A 14428-nucleotide genomic window follows, 5' to 3' on the forward strand; every position below is an offset into this window, starting at 1 on the left:
TCTTAACTTTTATGGCGACGAAGTCCCTTAAAAAACAAAACAATAAACTAGCGCTTGCAAATAAACAATTGGAAGTTTTATCGAGTGGTATCTTCGAAAATGGAGAACTACCTACTTTTATAGATAAAATTTCTAATACTAATAATTTCCCTTTACGCCCCAAAAAATTAGAAATACTTCAGCTCAACTTAGGTTATATGTGTAATCAGGTGTGTGAGCATTGTCATGTAGATGCGGGGCCAGATCGTAAAGAGATTATGACTATAGAGACTATGCAACAGTGTCTAGAAGTTATTAAAACTACAGGAGCACATACTTTAGATTTAACGGGAGGAGCACCAGAGATGAACCCCAATTTTAGGTGGTTTGTAGAAGAGGCTTCAAAAGCAGGGGTTAAAGATTTTATTGTTCGTTCTAACCTTACCATTATTAGAGCGAATAAAAAATATTACGATTTACCAGATTTCTTTAAAAAACATAATGTTCATGTGGTTTCTTCGATGCCTCATTGGACACGTGGAAAAACAGATAAACAACGCGGAGAAGGTGTTTTTGATAAAAGTATAAAAGCTCTTCAAGAGTTAAATGAGCGCGGTTATGGGATGCCAGGTAGCAATCTTAAGTTAGATTTAGTTTATAATCCAAGTGGAGCATTTTTGCCTAGCGATCAAGCTGCAATGGAAAAAGATTTTAAAAAAGCTTTGCACGAAGATTTTAACATACAGTTCCATAATTTATTTGCTATAACAAACCTTCCTATTGCTAGATTTCTAGACTACCTTATTGCTTCAGAAAATTACGAAGATTATATGTACAACTTAGTAAATGCTTACAACCCTGCTGCTGTACAAAATGTAATGTGTAGAAATACTATTTCGGTAAGTTGGGATGGGTGGCTTTACGATTGTGATTTTAATCAAATGTTAGAGTTAAAAGTAGCCAGTAAGGTAAAGCATATATCAGATTATAATGAAGAGGTTTTAAATGATAGAAATATTATTGTCTCGCAACACTGCTACGGATGTACTGCTGGTGCAGGAAGTAGTTGTCAAGGTTCAGTAGCTTAAAAATCATATATTTACATAAATAGATAAAATGCCAGAAAAAGTAGTTATTATAGGAAACGGAATTGCTGGTGTTACAGCAGCCCGACATATTCGTAAATTTTCCGATAAGGAAATTCTTATCATCTCTTCCGAAAGCGAGTACTTTTTTTCTCGAACTGCTCTTATGTATATTTATATGGGACACATGAAGTTTGAACATACTAAACCTTATGAAGACCATTTCTGGAAAAAAAATAATATTCAATTGCTACAAGCTTTTGTAGAGGAAGTTAACGTAGATAATAAAACACTCCGTACAAAAGAAGGAGAAACTATAAATTACGATCAACTTATTTTAGCTACAGGATCTCAAACTTTTTTTAGAGGTTGGGAAGGTGAAAATTTAAACGGCGTTCAGGGGTTAGTCACCAAGCAAGACTTAGAACTGCTAGAAAAAAACTCCCAACATATAAAGAAAGCGGTAATTATTGGAGGGGGATTAATTGGAGTTGAATTAGCCGAAATGCTTCATACCAGAAAAATAGAAGTTAGTATTTTGGTGCGAGAAGCTGGTTTTTGGGGAAGCGTACTTCCTAAAGAAGAAGCACAATTTATCTCTAGACATATTCAGAAAAACGGAATTGAAATCTTAGAAGCAACCGAACTCGATAAAATTATTGGCAATAAGAATAATCAGGTGCAATCTATTGTTACTAAAGATGGGAGAGAAATACCCTGTGATTTCGTCGGGATTTGTACAGGAGTAAAACCCAATATTGATTTCTTGAAAAATTCTGGAATACAAACTAATAGAGGTATTTTGGTGAATAAGTTTTTAGAAACCAACGTTAAAGATGTTTATGCTATTGGAGATTGTGCCGAACAAAAAGAACCTCAAAGTCACCGTAAAAGTATAGAAGCCGTTTGGTATGTGGGAAGAATGATGGGCGAAACTGTTGCTCAAACCATTTGTGAAAATAAAACAGCTTACCAGCCAGGGAATTGGTATAATTCTGCTAAATTTTTCGAAATCGAGTATCAAACTTATGGTCAAGTTCTCGCTAAAGCGGAAAACCATATAGGAAATTTTTATTGGGAAGATATTCAACACGAAAAAGCCATTCATATTCAGTATCTTAAAGATGATAAAACCTTCTTAGGTATCAATACATTTGGAATAAGAATGCGCCATGAAGTAATAGATCGTTGGTTATCTCGACAAATGAAGCTGGAAGAAGTGATTTCCTGTTTAAAGGAAGCTAATTTTGATAAAGAATTCTCTAGAAAATTTGAGAAGCAAATTCAATCCTCCTTTCAAGAACAATATTCAAAAGTAATATAATTACCTATGTATCAATCTCAAAAATCAATGGCTTTAGGAGGACAGCCACCAAAAGCGCTTTCTACTTTACAAAAAGTGGCAGTAAGCCTAGGGATGTTGGGTTTACTTATATTAGTTCTAGCAGCTTTTCAAGTACACTTACCTCAAAAAAGCCTTTGGTTAACCATTGCTTTAGGTGGGATAGGAGGCGGAGTAGTTTTATTTTCCGCAGCAGCGTATAAAAATAAATTAGCGGGAATTAAAAATGATGGGGTTTGGTTTAAATCTATATCTAGTAGAGGCTTATGGGCTTGGCTATTTGGGGTTTTACTTACAGGTTTTTACGTTATTTTATATTTTTTCCCTGCCTTAATAGGACTTAGAAGTGAGGGTGATAACGTCGGTTTAATTGCACTTTTTGATCCGTTAAGTAAAGCGTTAAGTGGCAATCCTGCGAGCCAATGGTTTGTTTATGGCACGCTTTATACCTTGGCAATACTTTCTTTCGGAATTAAGTTTTTATGGAAATACCGTCACAGTCGTTATGAAAAGCTTAGAACTATTTCTGTCATGTTTTTCCAGACTGCTTTTGCTTTTTTAATTCCAGAGTTTATGGCTCGTCTCAATGGGGAAGGGTTTTCACTTCCTTATTACGACCTAAAAAACATCTGGCCTCTCAATTATTATAATTTTGAACAGTATCGTGTAGATGATTTTATAAGTGCAGGAACTGTAGGTGTTGCATTACTTATTTTTGGAGTAGCTTCGATCTTTATTATTACTCCAATCCTTACCTACAAATATGGTAAACGTTGGTATTGTTCTTGGGTTTGTGGTTGTGGAGGCTTAGCCGAAACTGCTGGAGATTCTTTTAGGCATTTAAGTGATAAAAGCACATTTGCTTGGAAAGTAGAGAGATGGGTTGTTCATAGTGTGGTGGTTTTTGTGGTTTTAATGACCACCGCGGTAGTATATACTTATTTAGGATACGATCCTCAAAAATATTGGCTTACCAAAGATGTTTTCTTGTTGCTCCTAGGAGGTTTGTTAACCGTAGTATTTGCTTGGGCAATGATTTTTAAGCGTAAAGAATTAGAAAAAGATGCTCAATACGGTGCTATAGGTTATATGGTTATTATAGCCAGCTTAATTGGAATACATTTTTTTAGCGGAAATAATTTATTTTTATTTCAAGCAGAAACACTTAGATCTACTTACGGTTTCCTTATCGGAAGTATTTTCAGCGGAGTTATAGGTACTGGTTTTTATCCCATTTTTGGAAATCGAGTATGGTGTCGTTTTGGCTGCCCAATGGCAGCTATATTAGGATTTCAACAGCGTTTATTTTCAAAGTTTAGAATTACTGTAAATGGCGGACAATGTATTTCTTGTGGAAACTGTTCTACCTATTGTGAAATGGGAATAGATGTCCGCGCTTATGCTCAAAAAGGAGCAAACATCGTACGTTCTTCTTGTGTAGGATGCGGAATTTGCGCTGAGGTTTGTCCGCGTGGAGTTTTAAAACTAGAAAACGATTCCCTTGACAGAAGAATCAACCCTAAAGACGTACTTTTGGGCAATGATGTAGATTTAATGAACTACGTGAATCACAAATAATGACCCCAAGAATTAAAGTGATTATTCCTGCATTTAATGAGGAAGAATCTATAGGTTTAGTAATTAAGGATATTCCAGATTATGTAGAAGAGGTTATTGTAATAAGTAACAATTCTACTGATAAAACCGAAGAAAACGCAGCCAAAGCTGGTGCTACTGTTCTCAAAGAACCACGAAAAGGTTACGGTTATGCATGTCTCAAAGGAATGAATTTCATTGCCGAACAAGATACTGCCCCAGATATTATAGTATTCTTAGATGGAGATTATAGCGATTATCCCGAGCAGCTTACTCAGCTCATAGCGCCTATCGTAGAAAAAGAGATAGATTTTGTAATTGGAGCTAGAGTAAAACGACTACGGGAAGCAGGTTCTATGACCCTCCCTCAAATTTTTGGAAACTGGTTAGCTACTTTTTTAATGAAACTTTTATTTGGTTCAAAATTCACAGATTTAGGTCCGTTTAGAGCCATAAAGTATCATAAACTACTTGCACTAGCTATGGAAGATAAAACCTATGGGTGGACAGTAGAAATGCAATTAAAAGCATTAAAAAAAGACTTTTCTTATCAAGAAATTCCTGTAAAATATAGAAATAGAATAGGTGTGTCTAAAGTTTCGGGAACAATAAAAGGAGCGGTGATGGCCGGAGTTAAAATTTTAGGTTGGATTTTTAAATATGGTGTTAAAAAATGATTTTTGAATTAACCCTTGTAGGTATATATGGTCTATGCTTAGTGTTGGTTTTTTTATATGCCATAGCACAATTAGGCTTATATTTTAATTACATAAAATCTAAAAAAAAATTCGCGAAAGCTTTACAATATGACTTCTCCAATTGTGAGGAAATTCCTTTAGTAACCATACAACTTCCGTTATATAACGAAATGTATGTGGTAGAACGTTTATTAAAAAATATAGCTTGTATAGATTACCCTCGAGAAAAATTAGAAATACAGGTTTTAGATGACTCTACAGATGAATCTTTGATGAAAACACGACAAATTATCGAAGGTTTAAAAAAAGAAGGTTTAGACATAAAACACATAACTAGAGTTAAGCGTACAGGTTTTAAAGCTGGAGCTTTAAAAGAAGGATTGATAAATGCAAAAGGGGAGTTTATTGCAATTTTTGATTCCGATTTTTTACCACAAAAGAATTGGTTATTAAAAACAATTCCATTTTTTAAAGATCCTCAAATTGGGGTCGTGCAAACCCGTTGGGGGCATCTTAATAGAAACTATTCCATTTTAACACGTATTCAAGCTTTTGCTTTAGACTTTCATTTTATTTTAGAACAAGTAGGAAGGAGTTTTGGTAACCATTTTATCAATTTTAATGGTACTGCGGGCGTTTGGAGAAAAGATTGTATTCTCGATGCTGGGAATTGGGAAGGAGATACTTTAACCGAAGATTTAGATTTAAGTTATAGAGCACAGCTTAAAAATTGGAAATTTAAATATCTTGAAGAAGTAGAGACTCCAGCCGAATTACCCGTAGCAATTAGTGCTGCTAAATCTCAGCAGTTTAGGTGGAATAAAGGCGCAGCAGAAAATTTTCAAAAGCTATATTTTCAAGTTCTCAAAAACTCTCAAGTATCGTGGAAAACTAAATTTCATAGTTTTTTTCACTTATTAAATAGCAGCATGTTTTTAATCGTACTTACTATAGCTATTTTAAGTGTACCCATACTTTACATTAAAGCCAATCATCCCAATTGGAACTTTCTATTTTACGGTCTTGCTTTTTTTAGCATAAGTACTTTTATTTTTTTAATAAGTTATTGGCTTACTTATACCAAAATTCACGGTAGCGGATTCAAAAATTTCATCAATTTTATAGGTTTATTTATTACATTTTTTTCGGTAGCGTTAGGGCTTTCTGTTCATAATTCTATTGCCGTTTTAGAAGGTCATTTTGGTAAGAAATCTGAATTTATAAGAACCCCAAAATTTAATATTTCTAAAAAAGAAGAGGTGTGGAAAGCTAATAAATACTTGCAAAGAGAGTTTTCTTTCGCACAAGTTATTGAAGTGATATGCCTACTTTATTTTGGTTTTGCTATTTATAGTGCTTTTAAAGTGAATGATTTTGGATTGCTTATTTTTCATGCCATGCTTTTTATGGGCTTTGGTTTTGTGATTTTAAAATCTCTGTCATATAGAAATTAATGTGGAAAGCACTTTACATAAAATATAAAATACCTCTTCTATTTTCAATCATTATATCGGTTTTGTATGCATCATTCGCTTACGATTTAGAGAGGTTTGATTTTATTAAGCTTATCACCATTTACACCGCATTATTTTTTCTCACCTACAAATTAATTCAATTTAATCATGGCAATTTTAAATTTCTATTGTTTGTTGGAATATTATTTCGATTGGTTTTTATTGGAGCATTGCCCAATTTGTCACAAGATTTTTATCGGTTTATTTGGGATGGTCGGTTAATTGCAAATTTCATAAATCCGTACCTATTCACGCCAAATGAGTACCTCTTGAATGGCTATAATTATATCGCTCAAGCGGAAACATTAACAATAGAAATGGGTTCGTTAAGCGCGGGAAATTTTAGTAATTATCCACCCATCAATCAATTAATTTTTGGAGTTGCAGGTTTATTTCCTAAAACCTCCATTTTAGGATCGATTATCATTTTTAGAATTATAATACTTGCTGCCGATATTGGAATCTTATTTATAGGGCGTAAAATCTTAATAAAAATAGGAAAAGACCCAAAACATATATTCTGGTACTTTTTAAATCCTTTTATACTTATAGAACTTACTGGAAATCTCCATTTTGAAGGAGTAATGTTATTCTTTTTTCTAGCATCTATGTATGCTTTGATAAAAAATAAATGGTTAATCTCAGCCATTTTATTGGGAATTTCGGTTTCCGTAAAGCTTTTACCTTTACTCTTTCTCCCTTTGTTGTTTCAATGGTTTGTCAATAAAGATAAAAGCATTGACTGGAGAAAGAATTTTTTTAAACTAAGTCTCTACTATGGAGTAGTATTTACTACCGTTGCAATTACTTTTCTACCTTTTATATCTCAAGAGCTGATTCAAAATTACAGTCAGACTATCGGACTTTGGTTTCAAAAGTTCGAATTTAATGCGAGTGTCTATTATCTTTTTCGTTGGGTAGGCTATCAATTGGTCGGCTGGAACACGATTGCGACTTTAGGTAAAATATTGCCTATACTCGTATTGATTACCGTTCTAGCATTATCATTTTTTAGAAAAAATACTTCCGTAAAGCAATTATTTAGTGCAATGCTTATAGGTAGTTTTTGCTACTTTTCCTTGTCTACTACAGTGCATCCGTGGTACATCGCAACCCCTTTATTATTGAGTATTTTCACTCCTTATCGTTTTGCAATATTGTGGAGCTTTGTTGCCTTTTTTAGCTATTCTGCTTATACTATTGATGGCTTTCAAGAGAATTATGTACTTATCACTATAGAATATGGGGTGCTTTTTATTTTCGCTTTCGCGGAATTTTTTCCTACTCTGAAGCAGAAGATGTTATCCCAATATAAACATTTCGTACATAGATAATAGATCCGCCCAAATGCGAGGCTAAAAGTACAGGATCTTCTCTATAAATAGCGTACACCAAAACAATAGCTGATCCTACTAAACTTAGCCACCAAAAACCTAAAGGCAAACTAGATTTTTTCTTATTTTCAGAATATACCCATTGGTAAATAAACCTGAACGTGTATACCAGCTGACCGACAATTCCTGTTATAAGTAGCCAGGTACTAATTCCATTATTTTCTTGCTGAGAAAACATAAGGTTGTAATCAATATCAGCACCAAAAATGCCGTACCAAACCGCAAAAAAAGGAAAACCGATCACAATAAATTTAAAAATAAATGACGAAGGTTTCCATTCTTTTTGAAGAATAAGATTACGTATAAAAACAAAATAGATAATCGCTTGCCCGAGCATTATTGAAAAATCCCGACGTAAATATCCATAGAAGAAGAAAATAATGGCGGCTATTAAACTAAGCTTCCAAAAGATGACTGGAGTTTTTAATTTTTTAGCTTTTTCAGATTGAAACCATTGAATAATAATTCGAGAAGCAAATAGAATTTGCGCGGTAAAACCAATACTGTAGATAATCCAATCGTGCATAAATAAAGAAATAGACTCGCAAATAAAACAAAATTTATTTAAGCGAGTCTGGTATTTGGTAAAAGCTTAAGACTTTTTCGTTCGCTTGAGTTGATAAACGTCGGGTCTGCGATCTTTTAAATTGTGAACACTACCAAAGGTATGTAGTTCTCGTAATAAATCTACATCTACATCGGCCACCAAAATCATTTCTGTATTGGGTGTAGCTTCTGCTTTTATTCCGTTAGACGGAAAAGAAAAATCACAAGGCGTAAATACCGCCGATTGTGCATATTGAATATCCATGTTATGAACATTAGGTAAATTACCAACACTACCAGCGATGGCAACATAGCATTCATTCTCAACAGCTCTGGCTTGTGCACAAAGGCGCACACGAGAATAGCCATTTTGAGTATCAGTTAGGAAAGGGACAAATAGAATGTCCATTCCTTCATCAGATAACAAACGAGAAAGCTCTGGAAATTCTACATCGTAACAAATAAGAATACCTATTTTACCACAATCGGTGTCGAATGTTTTTAGTTCGTTACCGCGTTGCATTCCCCAAATTTTAGCTTCATCTGGTGTGACATGTATTTTTTCATAGCGTTCAACGCTTCCGTCTCTTTTGCACAAATAACCCACGTTGTAAAGGCGGCCATTAATGATTTCAGGCATACTTCCCGAAATGATATTAATGTTATAAGAGATCGAAAGTTCAGATAGTTTTTCTTTTACAGTCTCGGTGTAACTTGCTAACTCTCGAATCGCATCGGGTTCAGAAAGGTGATTGTATTTTGCCATGAGCGGCGCATTGAAAAACTCTGGAAACAAAGCAAAATCAGATCGATAACCTGCAAGACTATCAATAAAATATTCAGCTTGTTGCATTAAATCATCCATGTCTTTGTAAGAACGCATTTGCCACTGAATTAAACCTAATCGTACCACACTCTTATTCGCCGATGGCTTTTTTGTGGGTTTAGTATAATAAATATTATCCCATTCCATCAACACAGCATATTCTCCCGAAGCTTTATCGCCTTCTAAATATCCTTTTAAAACACGTACAGGGTGAAAATCATTAGAAAGCTGAAAGTTGAGTACAGGATCGTGTATTTCTTTTGCTTTTACTTTATCAATATACTGCTTTGGGGTAAGTTCTTTTGCAAATTTATGGTAATTAGGGATCCTACCGCCAAATACGATTCCTTTTAAATTAAGGCTTTCACAAACCTCTTTTCGGTAGTCATATAATCTTCTTCCCAAGCGTAAACCACGATATTCAGGTTTAATAAAAACATCAATTCCGTAAAGGGTATCTCCATTCTTGTCGTGAACTTTAAAATTATCACCTCCTACAATATCTTGATAGGTATGATGATCTTCTACATCGTCTAATTCTACAATCATAGAAAGAGCGCACCCTGCAATATCTCCATTAATTTTAATTACAATTTGCCCTTCAGGAAAAAGTGAAATCAATTGCCCAATTTCATCTAACTTCCAGTACGAGTTAGGCATCGAGCCATAAGAGGAAACCGTAGCTTCTTTTAATTCTTCAAAATCCTCGATGGTGAGGTATTTTAACTCAATGTTTTCTATTTTATCCATAGTTGAATTTTATTTATTTGGGCGCTACCCAAGGGTCGGGCTTTCGGCAGTCGCTTTTAAGTTTTGCTGAGGCAAAAATTAAAGAGCTTCAACAATCGCCTTAATCCCTAGCGCAAAAAAGCTTTTCTTATAAATATTGTTATACAAGAAAGCGGAGCAACGTAAAAAAAATCATTTTTAAATTACTCCGCTTTTTTAATTTTAGCTTGTGCTACATATTTAATAAATAAGCAAAAATAAGTGGAGCTACAATGGTAGCATCACTTTCTATAATAAACTTAGGAGTGTCTAAATCTAATTTTCCCCAAGTAATTTTTTCATTAGGTACAGCTCCTGAGTACGATCCGTAACTGGTAGTAGAATCTGAAATCTGACAGAAATAGCTCCAAAACGGAGTGTCTGTTCTTTCCATATCTTGGTAAAGCATAGGAACTACGCAAATAGGAAAATCTCCTGCAATACCACCTCCAATTTGGAAGAAACCAATTCCGTTTTTAGAATTATCAGTGTACCAATCTGCTAGGAAAGTCATGTATTCTATTCCAGATTTTACTGTGCTAGCTTTTAACTCTCCTTTCATAACATAGCTGGCAAAAATGTTTCCCATAGTGCTGTCTTCCCACCCTGGAACGACAATAGGTAAGTTTTTTTCCGCGGCAGCGTACATCCAAGAATCTTTAAGGTCTATTTCATAATATTCTTCAAGAACACCACTTAATAGTAATTTATACATATACTCATGTGGGAAATAACGTTCGCCACTTGCTTCTGCATCTTTCCAGATTTTTACAATATGTTTTTGTAATCTTCTAAAAGCTTCCTCTTCGGGAATACAAGTATCGGTAACTCTATTAAGTCCCTTTTCTAATAAATCCCATTCTTCTTTAGGAGTTAAATCGCGATAATTAGGAATTCTTTTGTAGTGACTGTGCGCTACTAAATTCATAATATCTTCTTCTAAGTTAGCTCCTGTACAAGAGATGATTTGCACTTTATCTTGGCGAATCATTTCTGCAAATATTTTACCTAGTTCTGCAGTACTCATAGCTCCTGCTAGAGAAACTAACATTTTTGCACCTCCGTTAAGTTGATCTTCGTAAGCTTTTGCAGCATCTACAACACTTGCAGCATTAAAGTGCAAGTAATATTTTTCTATAAATTGAGATATGGCTCCTTTATTCTTCATCGTCATTTTCGTTATGGTTTTCGTATTTAAATTTGTAGCTCAGCATTTTGTAATAAAGTTTTGCGGCTAAAAAATCTGAAGATTTCTCTTCTTTATTAGGACAAAGTTCTACAATATCAAAACCTACTACATTTTTCTTTTTAAAGATAAGTTTTAAAAACTCTAAGGTTTCATACCAAAAAAGTCCGCCTGGTTCTGGAGTTCCTGTACTTGGCATAATAGAAGGATCAAATGCATCTAAGTCTATCGTTAGAAAAACATTAGGTGTCATTTGTCCAATGGCATCATCCATCCAGTCCTCATATAGATCGTGAGCGAAATAGACTTGGTTTTCATCCATATACTCCAATTCTTCTCCATCCATAGAACGAATACCTACCTGAATAAGATTGGTGGTTTTACTCGCTTCGTGAACCGCACAAGCGTGATTGCAAGAAGAGCCTTCGTATTCTTTGCGAAGGTCTGCATGAGCATCTATTTGTACCACCGTTAAATCTGGGAAAGCCTCATTAAAAGCTCTAATACTACCAATAGAAATAGAATGTTCGCCTCCAAAAAGAGTAACAAATTTGTCTTGCTTAATGTAGTTTTTAGTGGTTTTATGCACTGCTTCTACCATCTTTTCTGGTGAAGTATTTTCGGTAACAGGAGGAGTTAAATAAACTCCTTTTTTGTAAACCTCAGATCGTGTTTCAATATCGTATAATTCCATATTTTCTGAAGCATCTAGAAAAGCTTGCGGACCTTTGTCTGCTCCCTTTTGCCAGGTGCTAGTCCCATCGTAAGGAACCGGAATTAATACCACTTTTGCTTCATCTAAACGAGCATATTTGTCTGGAATGCCAGCATAATTTTTTTTAGTTGTCATCGTAGCCTAAAATTTTAAGTAAGTCTTCACTTTTTTGTTGGTTGCTAAATAATTTTGTGGTGATGTTGCCATCTTTATCTTTATCGATTAAAATATGTTTAGGGCTAGGAATAAGACAGTGCTGTAATCCTCCAAAGCCTCCAATACTTTCTTGGTAAGCTCCCGTATTAAAGAAGCCTATATAAAGAGGTTTTTCTTTTTTGTATTTGGGTAAATAAATAGCGTTCATATGCTGTTCACTATTATAATAATCATCGCTATCGCAAGTTAAACCGCCTAGTAAAACCCTTTCATACTCATCTTCCCATCGGTTTATAGCCAACATAATAAAACGCTTATTGATGGCCCAAGTATCTGGTAGAGTAGTGATGAAAGAAGAATTGATCATATTCCATTTTTCACGATCATTTTGTTGCTTTTGGTAAAGCACCTCATAAATAGCTCCGCCGCTTTCACCTACCGTAAAGCTACCAAATTCAGTAAAAATATTAGGAACAGGAACTTCTGCTTCTTCACAGAAATTATTAATTTGATTAATAATCTCATCAATCATATATTGATAATCATACTCAAAGTGCAGAGAGTTTTTTATAGGAAAACCACCGCCAATATTAAGGCTGTCAAGTGTTGGGCAGATTTTTTTTAATCGAACATACACTTTTAAACATTTTACGAGTTCGTTCCAATAATAGGCAGTATCACGAATACCAGTATTGATGAAGAAATGAAGCATTTTAAGCTCTACTTTCTCATTATTCTTAATTTGATCTTCGTAAAATGGAACAATATTGCGGTAACCGATTCCTAACCTTGAAGTGTAAAACTCGAATTTTGGTTCTTCTTCTGAAGCAATACGAATTCCGATTTTAAAATCGTCTTTTACTTCTTCCGAAAGTAAATCTATTTCTTCATAATTATCAATAATAGGAATACAGTTAGAATGCCCATTATTGATTAGTCTTGCGATGTTAGAAACGTATTGAGCACGTTTAAAACCATTGCAAATGATAAAGGTATCTTTATTGATCTTGCCCTTTTTCATCATTTTCTCAACAATATCAATATCAAAAGCAGATGATGTTTCAATATGAATATCGTTGGTAAGAGCTTCATCTAAGACATGCTGAAAGTGGGAACTCTTTGTACAATAGCAATAGTTATAATTACCCTTATAATTATTCTTTTCGATGGCGTTATTAAACCAGCCTTTAGCTCGTTGAATATTCTCTGATATTTTAGGTAAATAGGTAAACTTTAATGGAGCGCCATATTCTTTGATCAATTCCATTAAGTTAATGTCGTGAAATTCTAAGTTATTATCTTTTAACTTAAATTCCTCTTGAGGGAAATAGTAGGTTTGACTTATAAGGTCAATATACTTTGTATTCATTATGAGTTTTTAAAATATTAAGCATTACTTGAAATACCTGTAAAAGGTAAATATAAATTTATAAATGAAGCTTAAATTAAAGTAAAATTTGAAGTTTAGAGGTTGGCTTAAAAGCTAACTTCTGGAAGAAAGTAAGTGTTGCAGAGGAAGTAAACTTAAAAAACCGGTTGCTTACCTTGTAAACTATTGTTATAAAAAACTTCCCGTTTTTTAACAATCCGAAATTTGAAAGAGAGTTCAATTAAATCTGTTAAATTCGAAACAAATAAAATCAATTTTTTATTACTGTGGAATAGGCTAAATGTTAAATTTTAGCATAAAAAAAGAGCCTTATAAAAGGCTCTTAATACGTTTAAGGTATTGATAATTATATCATTCCTAAATTAATCACTTCTTGTTTAGTTAAGTGACGATAATTTCCTCTAGGTAAATCTTTCTTAGTTAAGCCTCCGTAAACTACGCGGTCTAATTTTACGATTTCATAGCCTAATTTCTTGAATAAACGCTGTACAATGTGTTGGCGAGTACTTTTAAGTTCGATGCCCACTTGTCTCTTAGGTTGATTATCTACATAGCTAATGTCATCTACCTTTAGACTACCATCTTCTAAGGTGATACCTTCTCTAATTTTCTCTAAATCGATTTGGTCTAAGTTCTTATTAAGTTCCACATGGTACAGCTGTCTAATACCTTGTTTGGGACTCGATAAATTTTTAGCCATAGTGCCATCGTTAGTAAACAATAATAGTCCCATGCTACTGGTATCTAATTTTCCTACTGGACTCAGTTTAGATTTTGAGGCTCCGGCAACCAAATCCATAACAGTACGGTTGTTTCTTTCTAAGCTTCCGGTAACGTAAAAACCACTTGGTTTATTAAGTAGTACATACTCTTTACGCTCAGGAGTAATTTTTCTTCCGTCAAATTTAACTTCATCAGTAAGTTTAACTTTATAGCCCATTTCTGTAATGACATCTCCGTTTACACGTACACTTCCTGCAGAGATGTATATATCTGCATCTCTACGAGAACAAACTCCCGCATTAGCAATGTATTTATTAAGACGCATTCCTGCTTGAGGATCTTTAACTTGTTGATCTACTTTTACTTTATTTTTTGGAGCAGATTTTCTGTCTTTATTAAAAGGCTTATCCTTCTTCTTCATATTTCCTTTTCCTGTATTTCTTGAGTTGCCCATAATGGTAATTTTTTGCAAAGGTACAATATAAATAAATGATTATCGTACTATTTATT

12 protein-coding genes are annotated in these 14428 nt (G+C 34.0%); 6 read left to right on the forward strand and 6 right to left on the reverse strand.

Annotated features, from left to right (window positions below):
• Positions 1 to 11: 11 nt before the first annotated feature.
• The 6 genes from arsS to FT986_RS07440 are packed head-to-tail and all read left to right on the forward strand — an operon-like array spanning position 12 to position 7548.
• On the forward strand, positions 12 to 1067 hold the full coding sequence (arsS, locus tag FT986_RS07415) for an arsenosugar biosynthesis radical SAM (seleno)protein ArsS (protein WP_147864548.1): 1056 nt from the start codon (positions 12 to 14) through the stop codon (positions 1065 to 1067).
• 28 nt (positions 1068 to 1095) lie between these two features.
• Positions 1096 to 2388, forward strand: coding sequence for an NAD(P)/FAD-dependent oxidoreductase (locus tag FT986_RS07420; protein WP_147864549.1), 1293 nt, complete (start codon positions 1096 to 1098; stop codon positions 2386 to 2388).
• A gap of 6 nt (positions 2389 to 2394) precedes the next feature.
• A complete protein-coding gene (locus tag FT986_RS07425; protein ID WP_147864550.1) occupies positions 2395 to 3984 on the forward strand; it encodes a 4Fe-4S dicluster domain-containing protein in 1590 nt (529 codons plus the stop codon).
• On the forward strand, positions 3984 to 4679 hold the full coding sequence (locus tag FT986_RS07430; RefSeq protein ID WP_147864551.1) for a glycosyltransferase family 2 protein: 696 nt from the start codon (positions 3984 to 3986) through the stop codon (positions 4677 to 4679). Before FT986_RS07425 ends, FT986_RS07430 begins: the two co-directional genes overlap by 1 nt.
• Positions 4676 to 6154 (forward strand): cellulose synthase family protein, encoded by a 1479-nt coding sequence (locus FT986_RS07435; RefSeq protein ID WP_147864552.1) that lies wholly within the window; start codon positions 4676 to 4678, stop codon positions 6152 to 6154. Before FT986_RS07430 ends, FT986_RS07435 begins: the two co-directional genes overlap by 4 nt.
• Positions 6154 to 7548, forward strand: coding sequence for a glycosyltransferase 87 family protein (locus FT986_RS07440; RefSeq protein WP_147864553.1), 1395 nt, complete (start codon positions 6154 to 6156; stop codon positions 7546 to 7548). The genes FT986_RS07435 and FT986_RS07440 overlap by 1 nt, the downstream gene beginning before the upstream one ends.
• Here FT986_RS07440 and FT986_RS07445 read toward each other — a convergent pair.
• The 6 genes from FT986_RS07445 to FT986_RS07470 all read right to left on the reverse strand — a co-directional run bounded on the left by FT986_RS07445 (position 7496) and on the right by FT986_RS07470 (position 14372).
• Positions 7496 to 8134, reverse strand: a complete 639-nt coding sequence (locus FT986_RS07445; protein WP_147864554.1) for a lipid-A-disaccharide synthase N-terminal domain-containing protein — start codon at positions 8132 to 8134, stop codon at positions 7496 to 7498. The genes FT986_RS07440 and FT986_RS07445 overlap by 53 nt on opposite strands.
• A 66-nt stretch (positions 8135 to 8200) precedes the next feature.
• Positions 8201 to 9730 carry a carbon-nitrogen hydrolase family protein gene (locus FT986_RS07450; RefSeq protein ID WP_147864555.1) on the reverse strand — a complete coding sequence of 510 codons (1530 nt, stop codon included), beginning with the start codon at positions 9728 to 9730 and terminating at the stop codon, positions 8201 to 8203.
• A 211-nt stretch (positions 9731 to 9941) separates the two neighbouring features.
• The gene (locus FT986_RS07455; RefSeq protein ID WP_147864556.1) at positions 9942 to 10916 is read right to left on the reverse strand and encodes a deoxyhypusine synthase family protein; all 975 of its coding nucleotides are present in this window, start codon (positions 10914 to 10916) and stop codon (positions 9942 to 9944) included.
• A complete protein-coding gene (speB, locus tag FT986_RS07460; protein WP_111541309.1) occupies positions 10906 to 11784 on the reverse strand; it encodes an agmatinase in 879 nt (292 codons plus the stop codon). Before speB ends, FT986_RS07455 begins: the two co-directional genes overlap by 11 nt.
• Complete coding sequence (locus FT986_RS07465) at positions 11774 to 13174, reverse strand: arginine decarboxylase (RefSeq protein ID WP_147864557.1); 1401 nt, start codon at positions 13172 to 13174, stop codon at positions 11774 to 11776. Before FT986_RS07465 ends, speB begins: the two co-directional genes overlap by 11 nt.
• A gap of 367 nt (positions 13175 to 13541) precedes the next feature.
• The gene (locus FT986_RS07470) at positions 13542 to 14372 is read right to left on the reverse strand and encodes a pseudouridine synthase (protein ID WP_370451150.1); all 831 of its coding nucleotides are present in this window, start codon (positions 14370 to 14372) and stop codon (positions 13542 to 13544) included.
• Positions 14373 to 14428 lie beyond the last annotated feature (56 nt).

Source organism: Mesonia sp. K4-1, assembly GCF_008017825.1.
Taxonomy (GTDB): Bacteria; Bacteroidota; Bacteroidia; order Flavobacteriales; family Flavobacteriaceae; genus Mesonia.

Bases quoted from the DNA above. Each gene is read 5' to 3' on its own strand.
- arsS (WP_147864548.1), top strand. From the start codon at position 12: ATGGCGACGAAGTCCCTTAAAAAACAAAACAATAAACTAGCGCTTGCA.
- FT986_RS07430 (WP_147864551.1), top strand. From the start codon at position 3,984: ATGACCCCAAGAATTAAAGTGATTATTCCTGCATTTAATGAGGAAGAA.
- FT986_RS07440 (WP_147864553.1), top strand. From the start codon at position 6,154: ATGTGGAAAGCACTTTACATAAAATATAAAATACCTCTTCTATTTTCA.
- speB (WP_111541309.1), bottom strand. From the start codon at position 11,784: ATGACAACTAAAAAAAATTATGCTGGCATTCCAGACAAATATGCTCGT.
- FT986_RS07450 (WP_147864555.1), bottom strand. From the start codon at position 9,730: ATGGATAAAATAGAAAACATTGAGTTAAAATACCTCACCATCGAGGAT.
- FT986_RS07465 (WP_147864557.1), bottom strand. From the start codon at position 13,174: ATGAATACAAAGTATATTGACCTTATAAGTCAAACCTACTATTTCCCT.
- FT986_RS07425 (WP_147864550.1), top strand. From the start codon at position 2,395: ATGTATCAATCTCAAAAATCAATGGCTTTAGGAGGACAGCCACCAAAA.
- FT986_RS07455 (WP_147864556.1), bottom strand. From the start codon at position 10,916: ATGAAGAATAAAGGAGCCATATCTCAATTTATAGAAAAATATTACTTG.
- FT986_RS07420 (WP_147864549.1), top strand. From the start codon at position 1,096: ATGCCAGAAAAAGTAGTTATTATAGGAAACGGAATTGCTGGTGTTACA.
- FT986_RS07470 (WP_370451150.1), bottom strand. From the start codon at position 14,372: ATGGGCAACTCAAGAAATACAGGAAAAGGAAATATGAAGAAGAAGGAT.
- FT986_RS07445 (WP_147864554.1), bottom strand. From the start codon at position 8,134: ATGCACGATTGGATTATCTACAGTATTGGTTTTACCGCGCAAATTCTA.
- FT986_RS07435 (WP_147864552.1), top strand. From the start codon at position 4,676: ATGATTTTTGAATTAACCCTTGTAGGTATATATGGTCTATGCTTAGTG.